Source organism: Streptomyces sp. YIM 121038, assembly GCF_006088715.1.
Classification (GTDB): Bacteria; Actinomycetota; Actinomycetes; order Streptomycetales; family Streptomycetaceae; genus Streptomyces.
Window position 1 is genome coordinate 652,020 of record NZ_CP030771.1, and the last position, 16,817, is coordinate 668,836.

General features: G+C 72.2%; 17 protein-coding genes. 8 read left to right on the plus strand and 9 right to left on the minus strand.

Features of this window, described 5'->3' with window-relative positions; genetic code table 11:
* Window positions 1-74: 74 nt before the first annotated feature.
* Window positions 75-536 carry a pyridoxamine 5'-phosphate oxidase family protein gene (locus tag C9F11_RS02800; RefSeq protein WP_138957745.1) on the plus strand — a complete coding sequence of 154 codons (462 nt, stop codon included), beginning with the start codon at window positions 75-77 and terminating at the stop codon, window positions 534-536.
* Window positions 537-563: 27 nt separating this feature from the next.
* Here C9F11_RS02800 and C9F11_RS02805 read toward each other — a convergent pair whose 3' ends face one another.
* On the minus strand, window positions 564-1,103 hold the full coding sequence (locus C9F11_RS02805) for a TetR/AcrR family transcriptional regulator (protein ID WP_171075618.1): 540 nt from the start codon (window positions 1,101-1,103) through the stop codon (window positions 564-566).
* Between the two features lie 186 nt (window positions 1,104-1,289).
* On the opposite strand from C9F11_RS02805, the gene C9F11_RS02810 reads away from it, so the two are divergent.
* Together C9F11_RS02810 and C9F11_RS02815 are read left to right on the plus strand one after the other, a co-directional pair.
* Window positions 1,290-1,730: a hypothetical protein gene (locus C9F11_RS02810; protein ID WP_138957747.1), complete on the plus strand. Its 441-nt coding sequence runs from the start codon at window positions 1,290-1,292 to the stop codon at window positions 1,728-1,730.
* A gap of 71 nt (window positions 1,731-1,801) precedes the next feature.
* Entirely contained in the window at window positions 1,802-2,245 is a 444-nt protein-coding gene (locus C9F11_RS02815; protein ID WP_138957748.1) for a hypothetical protein, read from the plus strand.
* A 104-nt stretch (window positions 2,246-2,349) separates the two neighbouring features.
* Here the strand turns inward: C9F11_RS02815 and C9F11_RS02820 are convergent, their stop codons facing one another.
* Window positions 2,350-3,609: a serine hydrolase domain-containing protein gene (locus C9F11_RS02820; protein ID WP_249401563.1), complete on the minus strand. Its 1,260-nt coding sequence runs from the start codon at window positions 3,607-3,609 to the stop codon at window positions 2,350-2,352.
* 142 nt (window positions 3,610-3,751) lie between these two features.
* Here C9F11_RS02820 and C9F11_RS02825 point away from each other — a divergent pair, with 142 nt between their 5' ends.
* The 4 genes from C9F11_RS02825 to nadE all read left to right on the plus strand — a co-directional run bounded on the left by C9F11_RS02825 (window position 3,752) and on the right by nadE (window position 8,170).
* Window positions 3,752-4,648, plus strand: coding sequence for a LysR family transcriptional regulator (locus C9F11_RS02825; RefSeq protein ID WP_138957749.1), 897 nt, complete (start codon window positions 3,752-3,754; stop codon window positions 4,646-4,648).
* Window positions 4,649-4,721: 73 nt separating this feature from the next.
* A complete protein-coding gene (locus C9F11_RS02830; protein ID WP_138957750.1) occupies window positions 4,722-5,780 on the plus strand; it encodes a tartrate dehydrogenase in 1,059 nt (352 codons plus the stop codon).
* An 81-nt stretch (window positions 5,781-5,861) separates the two neighbouring features.
* Window positions 5,862-7,232: a C4-dicarboxylate transporter DctA gene (gene dctA, locus C9F11_RS02835; RefSeq protein ID WP_138957751.1), complete on the plus strand. Its 1,371-nt coding sequence runs from the start codon at window positions 5,862-5,864 to the stop codon at window positions 7,230-7,232.
* Between the two features lie 107 nt (window positions 7,233-7,339).
* A complete protein-coding gene (nadE, locus tag C9F11_RS02840; RefSeq protein WP_138957752.1) occupies window positions 7,340-8,170 on the plus strand; it encodes an ammonia-dependent NAD(+) synthetase in 831 nt (276 codons plus the stop codon).
* A gap of 15 nt (window positions 8,171-8,185) precedes the next feature.
* Here the strand turns inward: nadE and C9F11_RS02845 are convergent, their stop codons facing one another.
* The gene (locus C9F11_RS02845; protein WP_138957753.1) at window positions 8,186-8,905 is read right to left on the minus strand and encodes an SDR family oxidoreductase; all 720 of its coding nucleotides are present in this window, start codon (window positions 8,903-8,905) and stop codon (window positions 8,186-8,188) included.
* Window positions 8,906-8,973: 68 nt separating this feature from the next.
* On the opposite strand from C9F11_RS02845, the gene C9F11_RS02850 reads away from it, so the two are divergent.
* A complete protein-coding gene (locus tag C9F11_RS02850; protein ID WP_138957754.1) occupies window positions 8,974-9,540 on the plus strand; it encodes a MarR family winged helix-turn-helix transcriptional regulator in 567 nt (188 codons plus the stop codon).
* Between the two features lie 82 nt (window positions 9,541-9,622).
* On the opposite strand, the gene C9F11_RS02855 is transcribed toward C9F11_RS02850, so the two are convergent.
* The 6 genes from C9F11_RS02855 to C9F11_RS02880 all read right to left on the minus strand — a co-directional run bounded on the left by C9F11_RS02855 (window position 9,623) and on the right by C9F11_RS02880 (window position 16,738).
* The gene (locus C9F11_RS02855; protein WP_138957755.1) at window positions 9,623-11,791 is read right to left on the minus strand and encodes an alkyl sulfatase dimerization domain-containing protein; all 2,169 of its coding nucleotides are present in this window, start codon (window positions 11,789-11,791) and stop codon (window positions 9,623-9,625) included.
* Between the two features lie 236 nt (window positions 11,792-12,027).
* Window positions 12,028-13,608, minus strand: a complete 1,581-nt coding sequence (locus tag C9F11_RS02860) for a SulP family inorganic anion transporter (protein WP_138957756.1) — start codon at window positions 13,606-13,608, stop codon at window positions 12,028-12,030.
* A 45-nt stretch (window positions 13,609-13,653) separates the two neighbouring features.
* Window positions 13,654-14,256, minus strand: coding sequence for a carbonic anhydrase (locus C9F11_RS02865; RefSeq protein WP_138957757.1), 603 nt, complete (start codon window positions 14,254-14,256; stop codon window positions 13,654-13,656).
* Between the two features lie 68 nt (window positions 14,257-14,324).
* Window positions 14,325-14,792 carry a hypothetical protein gene (locus C9F11_RS02870; protein WP_138957758.1) on the minus strand — a complete coding sequence of 156 codons (468 nt, stop codon included), beginning with the start codon at window positions 14,790-14,792 and terminating at the stop codon, window positions 14,325-14,327.
* A gap of 94 nt (window positions 14,793-14,886) precedes the next feature.
* Window positions 14,887-15,450, minus strand: a complete 564-nt coding sequence (locus C9F11_RS02875) for a hypothetical protein (RefSeq protein ID WP_249401564.1) — start codon at window positions 15,448-15,450, stop codon at window positions 14,887-14,889.
* A 40-nt stretch (window positions 15,451-15,490) separates the two neighbouring features.
* Window positions 15,491-16,738 carry a hypothetical protein gene (locus C9F11_RS02880; RefSeq protein ID WP_138957759.1) on the minus strand — a complete coding sequence of 416 codons (1,248 nt, stop codon included), beginning with the start codon at window positions 16,736-16,738 and terminating at the stop codon, window positions 15,491-15,493.
* Window positions 16,739-16,817: the final 79 nt, after the last annotated feature.

The window sequence follows — 16,817 nt, forward strand, 5'->3', positions numbered from 1 at the left end:
GGCGGTCTCGGACCTCGGACGTAGGTCCGGTGCCCCATGCGCGCTCCCCTCGCCACCGGCTACGGTCGCTCATCATGCAGAGCACCGACGACACGCGCCGCGACCTGCGGGAACGCACCCGCGACACACGGGCACGGCTGGACCGCGAACGGGACGTCTGGGTGTCCACCGCCCACCCGGAGCGGGGCCCGCACCAAGTGCCGCTGTGGTTCTGGTGGGACGGGCGCGCGCTGTGGCTGTGCACCGGCGGGACCACCGCGACCGCGCGCAACCTCCGCGCGGACCCCCGCGTGCGCCTGGCCCTGCCGGACACCTTCGACGTGGTGCAGCTGCGCGGGACGGCGGACTGCTTCCCGGCAGCGGAGGTGCCGGAGGAGGGCGCGGCCGGATTCGCGGCGAAGTTCGGCTGGGACCCGCGCACGGCCGAGGGGCCGTACGTCTATCTGCGGGTCGCCCCGGACAGCGTGCTGGCCTGGCGCGGCGAGGGCGAACTCCCGGGGCGGGTGCTCATGCGCGCGGGGGTGTGGCTCGGGTAACCGTCCCCGCGCGACCGCACCCACGCGTCACTCGTGCCCGAGTGCCGCGCACGCGAGCCGGACGAGCTTGTCGGGCAGGTCGCGCGGGTCGTTGCGCAGGATGTGCAGCCAGGACAGGGCCGTGCCGCCGAGCAGGGCGTGGAGCAGGTCGAGGTCGGGCAGCTCCGCCAGTTCGCCGCGGTCCACGGCGCGTTCGACGAGCAGGGTGATCACGGCGCGCTGCGAATCGATGAAGGCAGGAGTGAACCGCTCGACGAGGTCGGGGTTGCCGGACGCCTCCGCCATCAGGTTGAGCACGACGCTGGCTCCCGCCGGGTCCGCGAGCTGGCCGACGACGACGTGGGCCAGGGCGGTCAGATCACCCCGCAGGGAGCCGGTGTCGGGCGGGGCCGCCACGGGGGCGTCGTGGACGACTGCCGCGAAGAGCATCTCCTGCTTGGTCGCGTACCGCCGGTAGATCGCGGCCTTGCCCACCCCGGCGCGGGCGGCCACCGCGTCCACCGTCACTCGCCCGTACCCCACCTCGGCGAGCAACTCGCGGGCGGCGGCGCCGACCGCCAGATCCACACGGCTCTCACGGGGGCGTCCCGTTGGTTGCGCTGCTTTCTCCACTGTGCCAGCATACGGCACTAGCAGTTCCGAAAATCTTCGTTCCGTAAGTCTCGCTCGACCCCGCCGGGGCACCCCCATGCCTCCGGAACCACCCCCAGGACCACCTTCGAGCGACACACCCTTCACAGAACAAAGGGCGCCATGCGAAAGCTCAAGAGGTACGTTGCCGCGCTGAGCGTGACCGCGGCAGCCGTCATCGGATCCGCCCCCGCCGCCGGGGCGGCGGATTACCCCTGGTATCCCTTCGACGGGATAAAGAGCAACTGGACCTGCTCCGACACCGTGAAACAGGACCGTGCCTACATCCAGCAGTGCGTGATAGTCAGCGGGATCGCCTATCAAGGCGCCACCATCATCACCACCAACACCTCGGTGAACGCCCAGTCCTACACCTCCGCGATCAAGAATCGCGTATCGGACGGCCGCGTCTCCTGCGCCGGCACCATCTCCGACGAAACAGTCCTGTGCCTCAGCGAAACGCTCCGGGCCGCCCACGGTTCCTACGTCCAGGGGGCGGCCGAAGTCATCGTCGGGGCGACGGGCCCCGTCTGGCACAAGTCACCCACGGTGCCCATCAAGTAGGCGCCGCCACCCATCGCATCGTGCACGTCCACACGAAACCTCAAGCCTGTCCTGCCCACGAGGGGATCACTGTGCGCACCTTCAGGAAGTCCATCGCCGTGCTCGGCGCCACCGCGGCGGCCGTCATCGGATTCAGCTCGAACGCCAGCGCCGCCGACACTCCCTGGTTCAAGTTCACGGGAATCAAGGACAACTGGCACTGCTCCGACACCGTGAAGCAAGATCGCGCCTACGTCCAGCAGTGCGTCATCATCAACGGCACGGCGTTCCAAGGCGCGACCATCGTGACAGTCAACGCCCCGGAGAGCCCTTCGGCGGCAACCTACGTGATCGAGGACCGCTACACACGTGGTGGTCAGAACTGCTACGAAGGGCTCCAGGAGAACAAGACTCTGCTGTGCCTGAGCGCGACCCAGAGAGCCACCCCGGGGGCATATGTACAGGGCTTTGGCGCGGTCTGGACCTCGGGAGTCGGGACCGAGTCGTACTACTCCCCCACGAAGCGCATCAGCTAGCAGGGGAAGCCGTCTCCCCCGGCCCGAGTGAACCGCGCTCAGCATGCGGACCCCTCTCGCACAACTCGCCGGTTGCGCGAGAGGGGCCCGCGCCGGGCGGTCGGTCAGCGGCCGCCCGTGACGGCCTTGATCTCCCGGTCGATGATCTCCCACAGCGGCACGCCGTCGCAGTTGCTGAGGATGACGCCGACCCAGCCGGTGTCCGGGTAGATGTTCCAGCTGGCGCCGACACCGGGGTCGCCGCCGGCGCGCCCCCACAACCACTGGCCGTTGGTGATGTGGACCGGCATCGAGTAGGCCCCGAACCCCGCGTCGGCGCCGGGCGCCCGGCCGTTCCGCAGGCCGCCCTGCTGCGGGGGAAGGGGCGTCTTGGCCGCGGTCAGCACCTCGGCGTAGGGCCGGTCGAGGACCGTGCCGTCGGTCAGCGCGTGCGCGAACCGGACCAGGTCGGGCGCGGTGGCGAAGCCGCCGTCCCCGGGGGCGTCGATGAAGTTGCGGCCGGGGTTCTTGCCCGGCTGGTGCGGGCTCGGGCTGTCCTTGTCCAGGTTGCGGACGGCGTCCACCCGGCTGCCGTCGGCCAGTTCCATGTACGGGTGCGCGACGCGCTCGTCGGTGAGCCACCGCGGTCTGGTGCAGAACGCCGTGCCGGTCATGCCGCAGCGCCGGAAGATGTGTTCCTCGACGTAGTCCCAGTACGTCGTGCCGGTCACGGCCTCCACGATCAGCGCGGGGATGGCGACCTCGGCGCCGACGTGGTCGGTGGGGGTGCCGGGGGCGGCCACCAGCTCGGCCTGCCGGGCCCACCGCTCGTTGTACTCGCGCACCTCCTCCCGGCTCTGGAAGACGCGCCGCACGTCCACGTCCGGGTTGCTCAGCCCGGAGGTGCCGGAGAGCAGGTGATGGATCGTCACCTTCTCGGCGATCTCCTTGGCGAAGCCCGTCAGATGGGTGCCCACCGTGTCCCACAGCTTCACCTCGCCCCGCTGCACCAGTTGCAGGACGGCCACCGCGCCGAACGGCTTGCCCGCCGAGCTGAGGGAGAAGGCGACGCCCTCGTGGTTGCGGACCCCCTTCTCCTCGTCGGCCATGCCGTAGCTGCGCGACAGGACCGTCCGGCCCCGGTGCGACAGCAGGACCACGCCGGAGAACTTGTCCTCCGCGGCCAGCTTCGCCACGTACCGGTCGTAGGCTCCGCCGGGCCGGGCGTCCGGCGGGATCGCGTCGGGATCGGTGCGGGCGGGGGCCGCGTGGCCGGGGCGGGCGGTCACCAGCTGCGCGCCGGACGCCGCGGCGGCCGCGAGGCCGCTCCACCCGAGCAGCCGCCGCCGGTCGATGCCGCGTACGGAATCCGCGTCCATGGTCATGTCCCCTGTCCCATCGGCTTCTGAACGGTCCTACTCAAGACCGCGGACCGTTGCGGCGGCGTATGCGCTTTTCGATACGCCCGCGATACGCCCCGGCCCGGGGGAGGCGGGCCACGGGCAGCGGTTCTGAGAGGGTGCGCCTATGGATGTCCGGCAGCTGGAGTACTTCCTCGCGATCGTCGACCGCGGTGGGTTCAACCGCGCCGCCGCGGCGCTGTACGTGTCGCAGCCCTCGCTCTCGCAGGCCGTCCGGGCCCTGGAGCGCGACATCGGCACGGAGCTCTTCCATCGCATCGGACGCCGGGCGGTCCTCACCGAGGCGGGCCGGGCCCTCATCGAACCGGCGCGCGCGGCCGTGCGGAGCCTGCACACCGCGCGGGCGAGCGTCGACGCCGTGCGCGAGCTGCGCGAGGGCCGCCTCGACATCGCCTCCATGCCGTCGCAGGCGGTGGAGCCGCTCACCACGCTGATCCGCGCGTTCAGCGACGACCACCCGGGCGTCACGGTGGCCGTGAAGGCGGCCTTCACCGCCCGGGACGTCGTCGACATGGTGCGTACGGGCGCGGTCGAGCTGGGGCTGCTCGCGACGGCAGGAGCGGTGCCGGAGAAGGAGGTCGCCGCGCACGTGCTCGGGCGGCAGCGGTTCGTGCTCGTGGTGCCGCCCGGCGGGCCCTTCGCCGGGCGGGACGCGCTCGGCTGCGCGGAGCTGGCCGGGCAGCGGCTGATCGTCGGGCAGCCGGGCACCGGCATGCGCGCCTACGTCGACGCGCTGCGCGAGCGGGGCGTCGACTTCACCGTGGCCGCGGAGACCGAGCACCGGGTGGCCCTGCTGCCGCTGGTCCTGGCCGGCGTGGGGCTCGCCGTCGTCACGGACTCCTGGCGGGAGTTCGCCCGCCGGGCGGGCGCCCGCGTCCTGGCCATCGAGCCCGCGACCACGCTGGACATCGCCCTGGTCAGCAGGCGCGGCGTGCTGTCCCCGGCCGCCGCCGCGTTCGCCGAGGCCGCCGTCGCGTCCCGCGCGCCGGACGAGGCCTGCTGATAAGGCCCGCCTATAAGGCAGATCCGGTATGCGTCTTGGACGCCGGTACGGGCCCGTTGCTGGAATCGACGGCATGACGAACCACCGCATCGCGCTGATCCCCGGCGACGGCATCGGCACCGAGGTGCTGCCCGCCGCGCAGCAGGTCCTCGACGTCCTCGGCCGCCGCCACGGCTTCGGCCTCACCTACACCTCGTACGACGACTGGTCCTGCGAGCGGTATCTGCGCGAGGGCGCGATGATGCCGGACGACGGCCTCGACCAGCTGCGCGACAAGGACGCCGTCCTGCTGGGCGCGGTGGGCCACCCCGAGGTGCCCGACCACGTCTCGCTGTGGGGGCTCCTCATCCCGATCCGGCGGGGCTTTCGCCAGTACGTCAACCTCCGGCCCATCCGCGTCTTCGAGGGCATCGAGAGCCCCGTGCGGAACGCGCGCGTCGGTGAGGTCGACTTCGTGGTCGTCCGCGAGAACGTGGAGGGCGAGTACAGCCAGGTCGGCGGCCGCTTCAACAGCGGCTTCCCCGACGAACTCGCCGTGCAGGAGGCCGTGTTCACACGGGCCGGGGTCAGCCGGGTCCTCGACTACGCCTTCAGCCTCGCGGCGCGCCGGGGCGGGCGGCTGACCTCGGCCACGAAGTCGAACGGCATCGTGCACACCATGCCCTTCTGGGACGAGCTCGTCGCCGAGCGCGCGCCCCGCTTCCCCCGGGTCGCCTGGGAGCAGGAGCACATCGACGCCCTCGCGGCGAAGTTCGTCCTCGACCCGGGCCGGTTCGACGTGGTCGTCGCCTCCAACCTCTTCGGTGACATCCTCAGCGACCTCGCGGCCGCGATCGCCGGGTCCATCGGGATCGCCCCGGCCGCCAACCTCAATCCCGAGCGGGAGTTCCCCTCGATGTTCGAGCCGGTGCACGGTTCGGCGCCCGACATCGCGGGCCGGGGCGTCGCCAACCCGCTGGGCGCGATCTGGTCGGCGGCCCTGATGCTCGACCACCTCGGCCATCCCGCGGCGGCCAGGGACGTCACCGACGCCATCGCGGGCGTCCTCGCGAAGACCGACGTGCGCACCGCCGACCTGGGCGGCACCGCCACGACCGCCGCCTTCACCGACAAGGTCCTCGAACTCCTCTGACCGCTGTTCCCCGAGCCGCCGGCGGCCGCCGCGAGCAGCCCGAAGGCCGGTTGCGCCCGTTCCCCGACGAGGAGAAACGCCATGGCAGCACCCGCGTCCCCCGCAGCGGCACCCGCACCCGCGCCCAAGCGGCCCTGGTACCGGCAGCTCTACTTCTGGGTTCTGACCGCCATCGTCACCGGGGTGCTCACCGGCTGGCTGTGGCCCTCGGCCGGCACCGCCCTGGAGCCGGTGGGCACCACGTTCGTCGCCGCCATCAAGATGCTCATCGCCCCGATCGTCTTCCTGACCGTCGTGGCGGGCATCGGCGGCGTCGACAGCCTCGGCCGCGTGGGCCGCGTGGGGCTGAAGTCCCTGCTCTACTTCCAGGCCGGGACGCTCGCCGCCCTGCTCGTGGGCCTGGTGGCCGTCAACGTCTTCCAGCCCGGCGCGGGCGTCCACGCCGACCCGGGCGAGCTCCGCCTCGAAGGGGACGCGCGGCAGTACGTCAAGGACGGGCAGGACCAGGACTGGTGGCACTTCCTCACCGACATCGTCCCCCACAGCGCCGTGGGAGCCTTCGCCGAGGGCAACGTCCTCCAGGTCATCTTCCTCTCGGTGCTCTTCGGCGTCGCCCTCAAGGCCGTCGGCCCCGTCGGTGAACCGATCGTCGAGGGCGTCCACCGCCTGAGCGCCGTCGCCTTCAAGATCCTCCACTATGTGATGCTGGCCGCTCCCGTGGGCGCCTTCGGCGCGATGGCCTACACGATCGGCGCGTACGGGATCTCCACACTCACCAGCCTCGGGCAGCTCATCGGGCTCTTCTACGGGACGTCCGCGTTCTTCGTGGTCGTGGTGCTCGGCGCGGTCACCGCCGCGCTCAGGATCAACATCTTCCGGCTGCTCCGCTATCTGCGCGAGGAGTTCGTCCTGGTCCTGGGCACCTCGTCGTCCGAGAGCGCCCTGCCGCGCCTGATGCAGAAGCTGGAGGGCCTCGGCGTCAGACGCGACATCGTCGGCCTGACGGTGCCCACGGGCTACTCCTTCAACCTGGACGGCAGCTCCCTGTATCTGTCCCTGGCCGCCGTCTACATCGCCCAGGCGACCGACACCCCCTTGAGCATCGGCCAGCAGCTCGGTCTGCTCGCCGTCATGATCCTGACCTCGAAGGGGTCCGGCGGCATCACCGGCGCCGGTTTCATCGCCCTGGCCGCGACGCTGTCCACGGTGGGCACCGTCCCCGCGGCGGGCATCATGCTCATCTTCGGCATCGACAAGTTCATGTCGGAGTGCCGTGCCCTGACCAACCTCGCGGGCAACAGCGTGGCCACGCTCGTCGTCGCCCGCTGGGAGAACGACCTCGACACGGAGCGCGTCAACAAGGTGCTCAAGGCCCGCGCCCCGGATCCCGCCCCCGCCGAGGAGGCCGACGGCCGGGCCGAGGCCCCCGTGGAGCTGCCGACGAAGGCCTGAGCCGCCTGGCGGCGGGCGCCGCGCGGCCTTCCTCTAGAGTTCTTCCGTCCCCTGGACGCGCACGGCCCCGGCCGACGGCGCGTGCCGACCCCGACCGAGGAACGACCGTGACCGACATGGCGCCCATATCCCTCCAGCAGGAGATCGCCCGGGATCTCCAGGTGAGCCCGACCTTCGAGGCGGAGCAGGAGATCGAGCGCCGGGTGGCGTTCCTCGCCGACCAGCTGACCTCCACGGGCCTGCGCTCGCTGGTCCTCGGCATCAGCGGCGGCGTGGACTCCACGACCGCGGGCCGGCTGTGCCAGCTGGCCGTCGAGCGGGTCCGCGCCACCGGGCGCGACGCCACGTTCTTCGCGATGCGGCTGCCGTACGGCACGCAGGCCGACGAGCACGACGCGCAGCTGGCGCTCGACTTCATCCGGCCCGACGAGACCCTGACCGTCGACGTGCGGCCCGCGAGCGACGCGGCCCTCGAAGCGGTCCTCGCCGGGGGCACGGCCTTCCGCGACGCGCACCACCAGGACTTCGTCCACGGCAACATCAAGGCCCGGCAGCGCATGATGGCCCAGTACGCCGTCGCGGGCGCGCACGACGGCCTGGTCGTGGGCACCGACCACGCCGCGGAGGCGGTCTCCGGCTTCTTCACCAAGTTCGGCGACGGCGCGGCCGACGTGGTGCCGCTCACCGGCCTCACCAAGCGGCGCGTCCGCGCCCTGGCCGAGGCCCTGGGCGCGCCCGCCGCCCTGGTGTGGAAGACCCCGACCGCGGACCTGGAGACGCTGAGCCCGGGCAAGCCCGACGAGGACGCGCTCGGCGTCACCTACGACGACATCGACGACCTCCTGGAGGGCAAACCGGTCGACGGGCCCGCCTTCGAGGCCATCGTCCGCCGCTACCGCCTCACCGAGCACAAGCGGCAGCTGCCGATCGCCCCCTGAGCCCCGCCCCGCCGGTCAGCGGGTGGTGTGCGCGCCGCCGTTGACGTGCAGGACCTGCCCGGTGATGTGCCGGGCCGCCGGTGAGGCGAGGAAGGCCACGGCGCCCACGACGTCGTCAGGGGTGCCCGGACGGCCCGTGGCGGTGGCCGCCACCAGCTGCCCGCGGCGCTCCCCGGTGAGCTTGTCGCGGAAGAACTCGGTGTCGGCGATGTAGCCGGGCGCGACCACGTTCGCCGTGACGGACCGGGCGCCGAGTTCGCCCGCCAGGCTGATGTTCCAGGTGGCGAGGCCCGCCTTGGCTGCGCCGTAGGACCCCGCTCCCTGGTCGGCCGCGATGGAGCCGATGTGGACGACGGCGCCGCCCTCGGCCAGGCGGTCCGCCACCGCCCGGGTGGTGAGGGCCGCGCTGATGAGGTTGGCCTCCAGGTTGGCGCGGAAGTCCCGGGCGTAGGAGGCCAGGTCCGCCTTGCCGTCGGCGTCGAAGAGCACGTTCCCGCCCGCGTTGTTGACCAGGACGTCGATGCGCTCGGGCAGCGCGTCGAGGAGGCGCAGCAGGTGGTCGGGGCGCGTGTGGTCGCAGACCAGGGCGTTGGCTCCGGTCCCGGCGGCCAGCTCCTCGATCGGCCCGGGCCTGCGGCCCGTGACGAACACCTCGTCGCCCTGGGCGGCGAAGTGCCGCGCGACGGCCCCGCCGATGCCCGTGCCGCCCCCGGTGACCAGGATGGTGCGTGCCATATGCTGAGCTCCGATCACATTCGTATAGGCCTAAATTTAGAGCTAAACGTAGTACGAGGGGGCTCCCCGTGACAAGAGATCCACACGGCGCGCAGGAGGCGGCCGACGCCCTCCCCACGGCCCGGACCATCGCCGAGGCCTGGCAGCGCGAGCGCCCCGGCACCCCGGTCGACTCGATCGGGATCGTCACCCCGATCTGGCAGCTGGCCAAGCTCTTCGGCGACGACCGGCGCGCCGTGCTCGCCCGCGCCGGGGTCGACACCGCCACGCTCGACCTGCTCAGCGTGTTGCGCCGCAGCGGCCCTCCGTACACGCTCACCACCCGGGAGATCGGCCACCGCTGTCTGGTGACGGCGGGCGCGGTCTCCCAGCGCGTCGCCCGCGCCGAGCGCGAGGGGCTCGTCACCCGCGCCCCGGCGCCGGACCGCTCCCGCGCCGTCCTGGTCGCCCTCACCCCGGCCGGGCACGAGCTCGTCGAGGCGACGGTGGACCACGTCCTGCTGCGCGACGCCGAGTTGATCGGCTCGCTCACGTCCGAGCAGCAGACGCAACTCGCGGACCTGCTCCGCGTGCTGCTCGACGACGTCCAGGACCGCGTCGGCGACCACGGGATCACTCAGGTGGGGCACCTCTGAGCCACCCGGAACGGTGCGGCCCGGACGCGGAGATCCACGTCCGGGCCGCATCTGCCCCACCGCCGTGCGGCGGTGGCCTCCGTCAGCCCCGCGTGCGCGGGGTGACGATCGGGAACCTCGGGTCGGGCAGCGTCAGCGTGCCGAAGACGGCGTCCGTCGCCGTCTGGGCGTCCGCGCCCTCCAGCGTGATCTTCTTGTCCTCGACCGCCTGGTTGAAGTTCTTGCGGTAACCGGGCTGCTCGGCCAGCTCGTTGAGCGCTTCGCGGCTCAGCCTGATGGTGGCGTCCGGCGTCACGACGAAGCGGTCACCGCCCTCCACGAAGACCAGCACGCCGTTGCGGAGCGTCGTGGTGCACTTCTCCCCCGTCTCGGCTCCGGTCCCGGCGTCGACGAAGACCCAGTCGAGCACGATCGGGGCGCGGTGCCGCTCGGCCGCCGTCGGCCCGTCCACGCTGCGCGCGAGCGCGGAGAAGTACTGCTCCAGGGTCGTGCTGCGGATCAGGTCCACGGAGGACTGGCTGGTGATGAGCGGCTGCGGGCCGTTCACGACCTCCTGGGCGCCGGTCAGGTAGGCGTTGCGCCAGGTCCCGTTCTCACTGCCGTAGCCGAGCTGTGTGAAGACCTGGGCCTGGAGCTCCTTGGCCCGCGTGACCTGCGGCTCGGCGAGCGGGCTGCCGTTCTCCGCGGCCGCCGCGAAGATGACGTGGTTGAGCAGCTCGGCGGCCCAGCGGTAGCCCTGCGCGGTGGCGCTGTCGTAGGCCTGCCGGGCCTTGTCGACGACGGCCTCGGCGCCGCCCATGGCCTCCACGTAGGCCGCGCCCGACTGGGTCGGCGGCAGCTTCCACAGGGTGGCCGGGTTGCCGTCGTACCAGCCCATGTAGCGCTGGTAGACCGCCTTGAGGTTGTGGCTCACCGAGCCGTAGTAGCCCCGGTTGTACCAGTGGTCGCCGAGGCCCGCGGGGAGCTCCTTGAGCTGTTCGGCGATCTCGATGCCCGTGTAGCCGGAGTTGATCAGCCGCAGCGACTGGTCGTTGAGGTAGCCGTACATGTCGCGCTGCTTGTTGAGGAATTCGAGGATGCGCTTGTTGGAGGGCTTCCCGCCCGGCTCCTCGTTCTCGACCTCGGCCCACACCGGCCAGTGGTGCGAGGCGAAGAGGACGTCGGTGTGCTCACCGAAGGTCTGGATCGCCTCGGTGAGGTACTTCGACCAGGCGTGCGCGTCCCGGACCTGCGCGCCGCGCAGGCTCAGGATGTTGTGCATGGTGTGCGTGGCGTTCTCCGCGATGCACAGGGTCCTGGCGTCCGGGAGGTAGATGTTCATCTCCGCCGGGGCCTCGGTGCCCGGTGTGAGCTGGAAGACCAGCGGGAAGCCGGAGTCCTTGAACGTGTACGCGTACAGCCCCGGCCGCCACGGGATGACGTACGAGCTCTTCCAGGCCTTCTTCGCCACCGGCTGGTGCTCGGGCCCGCCGAGGTAGACGGTCGGCGGGATCAGCGTCACCTCGCCGGTGGAGACGGTCAGGCCCAGGCCCGAACCGACCTGGCCCCTGGGGCCCTTGTCCAGCTGCGCCGCGTACATGTACTGCGCGCGGCGGGCCATCGCCGGGCCCGCGTAGACGTTCTCGCTGACCGCGTGCTCCAGGAAGCCCTCGGGCGCCACGACGGGCACGTCCGGCTCCAGGGGGTCGCCCGCCTCGTGGAAGACGCCGCGCGCGCCGCCGAAGTGGTCGACGTGGCAGTGGGTGTAGATGAGGCCCCTGACCGGGCGCTGCTCCTTGGTCAGCTCCGTGTGGTCGCGGAACAGCTTCAGGGCGGCCTGCGCGGTCTCGTAACAGGCCAGCGGATCGATGATGATCAGACCCTGGTCGTACTCGATGATCGTCATGTTGGACAGGTCGTAGCCGCGCACCTGGTAGACGCGGTACGCGCTACAGGTCGCGACCTGGAACAGCCCGGCGACGGCCGTCAACGAGCCCTGCCGCCGCAGGCTGCCGTTGACGGTCGGCATGTCGCCGTCCGAACCCGACTCGAGGAACTCGTACGAGGTGAAGTCCCAGACCACCTTCTCGCGGTCCTTGCGGGAGGTGATGACGGGGACGTCGGGCGGGGCGATCCGGAACCTGCTGGCGTCGGCGAAGTCCTTGCCGTCCCTCGCGTCCGCGTCCCTGATGACCGCGGCGGCCCTGAGGTTCGCCTCGGCGACCGCGGCCGAGGGCTCGACCGGCTGGCTGTACTGGAAGTTTTCGGGCATGACGACATCCCCTCACGTCGGTGTGCGGAAACCATTCTGCAAACGATCGTGACGCTAGGTGCGCACGCCGTCACTCACAAGAGTGGTGATCGAGCCAGGGGATCCGAGGGGTGGTTGACACGGCGCACGGCCCTGTCGCGACACACAGGCGGGCGCGGCCCGGGCGTGGTCGTCCCACGCCCGGGCCGCGCCCCTGCGGCGGAGCACCCGCCTCCGCGGGAGGCGGGCGCGTCCGGTCAGCGCCGCGCGCCCGCGGCCTCCTTGTGGTCTTGGTGCTCCTTGTGTTCTCGGTGCTCCTCGCAGTCGTCGTCCTCCTGGCGGTCCTTCGCGCTCCCCGCGGGTGGCGTGTCGCCGCCGGACGCCGTCACCGTGCCGTGCCGTTCGGCCCAGATGGTGAGGGCCGTCGAGCAGGCGTGGTCCAGGTGACGCAGGCCCGACAGGTCCAGTTCGGTCCTGCGGTCGCCCGGCAGCGCCTCCAGCTGGTCGAGGATCTTGGGAAGCCGCAGGAACGTGGCGTTGCCGACCACGCGGACGCGGATCGTGCCGGTGCCTTCGAGCCCTTCCACCTCCAGGTGTACGTGGGAGGTGTCCCAGGCCGTCTTGACGATGGCGAGGGCCAGGCCGATGAGGACGCCCTCGAACATGTTGGTCGCCACGATCGCGAGGGCGGTGACCGCGAGCACCAGGGCCTCGCCGCGGTGCTCGCGCCACAGCGGGCCGAACGCCTTGACGGGGATCAGCTTCCAACCCGCGTGGATCAGGACTCCGGCCAGCGTCGCCACCGGTATGACGCCGAGGGCCGCGGGGAACGCCGCGGCGAAGGCGAGCAGCCACACGCCGTGCAGCACCCGGGACGCCTTGGTCCTGGCACCGGCCTGCACGTTGGCGGCGCTGCGCACGATCACCGCGGTCATCGGCAGCGCGCCGAGCGCCCCGCACACCGCGTTGCCCGCGCCCTGGGCCATCAGCTCCTTGTCGTAGTCGGTGCGCGGGCCGTTGTGCATGCGGTCCACGGCGGCCGCGCTGAACAGCGACTCGGCGGACGCGATCAGGGTGAAGGCGAGGATGGTGCCGAGGGCGCCCGCGAGGGCGCCGCCCTCCACCAGGGCGGAGAACGCGTCGCCGCCGGGCGGCTGCACCGCGTCCACCAGGCCCTGCACCTCGACCTTCGCCACCGACAGGTCGAGGGCGAACACGGCGAGCGTGGCCAGGGCGACCCCGGCGAGCGGCGCGGGCAGCACCCGGGCGGCCCTGCGCCACCGCGGCCACAGCACCAGGACGGCGATGGTGCCGGTGCCGACGGCGAACGCGGCCAGGGCGTCGCCCGAACCCGCCGTGTCGGCGGCGAGCCGGGGCAGTTCGGCCAGCTTGTCCAGGCCGGACGCGGGAGCCTCGGCGTCGACGAGCGCGTACAGCTGCCCGGCGATGAGGACGAGGCCGATGCCCGCGAGCATCCCCTGCACCACCGCCACGGATATCGCCCGGAACCAGCGGCCGAGCCGGAGGGCTCCCATGGCCAGCTGGAGGAGCCCGGCGATGAGCACCAGGGCGCCGAGCGCCGCGATGCCGTACTCCTGTACGGCCTCGTAGACGAGGACGGTCAGACCGGCGGCCGGGCCGCTGACCTGGAGGCTGCTGCCGGGCAGCAGACCGGTGAGGAGGCCGCCGACGATGCCGGTGACCAGGCCGAGCTCGGCCGGTACGCCGGAGGCGACGGCCACGCCGACGCACAGGGGGACGGCGACGAGGAAGACCACGATCGACGCGGTGAAGTCCGCGCGCAGTGTGGCGAAGTCACGCACTGAGGGCCTTTTCATGGTCGGTACGTCAGCTTTCGTGGGTTTCACCGGATCTCCCCGTTCTCACAGCGGGAGGAAGAGGTCGGTCTCGGCGTGATGAGCCGCCACCAGGCCAGTGTGGACCTCGTAGTACCAGCCGTGCAGGCGCACGTCGCCACTCTCCAGGCGCTCGCTGACGCACGGGTAGGCGCGCAGGCGTACCAGCTGTTCGCGCACGTGGCGCTGGACGGCGGCGGCGACCGCGGGCCCGTCGTCGGCGGGCAGTTCGCTGGACAGCTGACGGTCCAGCCAGTCCCGGACCGCGGGCAGTTCGGCGAGGTCCTCGCCGCGGGCCTTGGCGCCGACGGCGCCGCAGTGCGAGTGGCCGCAGACCACGATGTCGGCGACGCGCAGGACGCGCATCGCGTACTCGATGGTGGCGCCTTCCGAGCTGGCGGGCCGGCCGGCCTCGTAAGGGGGCACCGCGTTGCCCGCGGTGCGCAGCTCGAAGAGGTCGCCGGGGCGGGCCCCGGTGATCAGGGAGGGCACGACCCGGGAGTCGGAGCAGGTGATGAAGAGGGCGAGCGGGGACTGCCCGGCGGCGAGCCGCCCGAACGTCTCCTGTTCCTCGCGCCGTTCGGCGATCCGGGCGGTCATGCCGCGGGCGTGCGTGATGAAGGTCTCCATGGCGAAGACGTCTCCTGGGGGGTGTCGGTGTGGGGTGTGCGGTCGACGGGCGGGGCCCGGCGTTCCGCTCAGGAGCGCGATACGCAGTGCAGGACGAGCAGTTGGGCACCCGGTCTGGCGGGCACGGGTGCGCCCGGCCTTGGACCGGTGGGGTTGCGGGCCGTGCGGGCGGCGGGGTCGGCCGCGTCCGGCCGGGCCTGCGGGGTGGCGGCTCGGGCGTGCGCGGGGGTGGTGTGCGCGCGGCCGCGGACGACGTGCGGGGGCGGGTGGGGGACTTCGCTGTCCCTGAGGGTGCGTTCCCGCGTGTCCATGGTGGCCGGGGGCGGCTGCGGCGCGGCGAGCCTGGACGGGGCCGTCGCGTCGGGGGCCGCTCCGGCGACGGCCGGGGCGGCTCCGCCGCAGAGGAGGGACAGGAGGACGATCACGGTGGTGACGGCCCAGTGGCGCGCTCGCGCCGCCGGGCCCGGCCGGATGCGCCGACGGGTCCGCGTGGGGCAGGCCCGGTCGTCCGGGCGGTCGGTGCTGAGGTGCTTCATCGTCGTCAGGAGGCTTCGGGCGCGCGGGTGCGCGCGGGCCGGCCGGTCACGGGGAGCCCGGGCGGGGCGGCCGTGGCGGCACGCGGGTGCGCGTTCAACTGCCGCCCGTTCCCTGGGGCTCCGTCGGGGTCAGCTCGCTGATCTCGGACAGCTCCATGCCGAGCTGCTCGTGCAGGAAGCGCACGATCGTCCAGTGCGGCAGCGCCCCCTCGTCGAAGGGGCCGAACTCCCGCGCGTACAGCGGGATCCAGCGCAGGGCCTCCTCGATGGCCTGCTCTCTGCCCGGCTCGCGCTGGTAGTCCTCGTACGCGATGCTGCGGTGCTCGATGAAGAAGCCGCCGGGCAGCCGCCGCTCGCACAGGTCGCGGTACTCGCGGGTCTGGAGGATCAGGTAGTGCCAGATCTCGTCGATCTCCTGCTCGACGGGCAGGAAGAGCCCGCTGAGCCGGTCCGGGTGGCGGGAGACGAGGTAGAGGTAGCGCAGACACTCGGTGACCTGGCGCTCGACGTACTCCCGCGGTGCGTCGGCCGTCGCGGCGAAGTGGGCCACCACCTCGGCGTACAGGGCGTCGCCGAGCAGGGACGCGAGGTCGGCGGGGGTCACGTGGTCGACGGCGGGCGCGAGGGTGTCGGCGGACGCGATCGGCTGCGTGGTCATGGTGCTCCCGGGAGGTGTGGCGTGGTGTGCGGGGGGGGGCTCAGGTGTCCTTGGCGAGCCAGGCGTACTTGCCCGAGCCGCCGATGGGGATGTGCTCCTGGTGGCGCAGGTCGCTGTTCCGTCCGGTGAGGGCGGCGACCCCCTGGCGCAGCGCGTCGGCCTCGACGGGCGCGAGGGGGGCGCCGTCGAAGGTCGTGTAGCGCAGCAGCGCGCGGGAGGGGTCACGGGCGTCGAGCTGGTGGACGAAGACGCGGGGCGAGGCGCCCGCGACCACGTCGTCGAGGTCGCCCTGCGCCACGGGTCCGTGCGGGGTCTTCAGGAGTTCCTTCTCGCGGCCGCAGAACCGCGTGATGCGGTCCGGGTCCGGCGAGCCGTCGGCGGTGCGCACGCAGTCGCCCGAGCGGTAGCGCACCAGGGGCATGTGCGGGTTGCGCACACTGGTGACGATGAGGCTGTGGATGCGGCTGCCCGGCTCCACGGGGATCAGCTCGACGCTCATCCGGTCCAGGTAGGGGCGGTAGCGGCCGGTGCGGTCGCTGTAGAAGAGGTAGCCGAGTTCGGTGCTGCCGAACAGGTCGACGACCGGGCAGGCGAAGTGGTGGTGGAGGTAGCGCCGCACGTTGAGCGGCGCGTACTCGTAGGCGTGCACGATGCTCGCGGGCCGGGGGAAGGAGGCCCACAGGCCCCAGTCGACGGCCTTGCGCACCAGGTGCGCGAGGTGCGGGCCCGAGCAGTCCAGGTGGTACCGGCCGCGGGGGTGGGCGGTCTGCGCGGTACGGATCTCCTCGATCATGCGCTCGACGTCCGCGCGGTCCCACAGGGCCGGGTCGCGGCGCAGGTTGACGTAGAACGTCCGCTCGTCCAGGCGCCGTTGGTCGAGGTCCGGCAGCGGGTCGGGCTCGGCCCGCGGGCCGCCCCGCTTGCGGGCGTTGACGCGCGCGACGTGCTCGGTGGCGAGGACGGTGGTGAGGGAGACCCGCCGGCACCCCTCGTGCCAGGTGTCGGCGATGTCGGGGTGCTCGCTCCACAGCCGGTAGTAGGAGTTGAGCAGGAAGTACGGGGGCCGGATGATCTGCATCCGCGCGTGGTTGGTGCCCGTGGAGAGCACGAACTCGGCCTCTCCGGCCGCGAGGGCGCCGGCCAGGGTGGGGGTCATCCAGTTGTCGGGAAAGCCACGGGCTATCTCCGGCTTCTCCAGAATGGGGAAGTGGCCACGTTCGACGTACGGCCGGTAGATCGGTATGTCCTGGATCTGGGCGATGACGTCGGCACTGGGCTGACCGTTCATGACCACCCTTCGGGGCTGCTCGGGTATGCGGGGGGGGGCGGCCCGGCACGCCGTGGGGCGTGCCGGGCCTGTCGGAGCA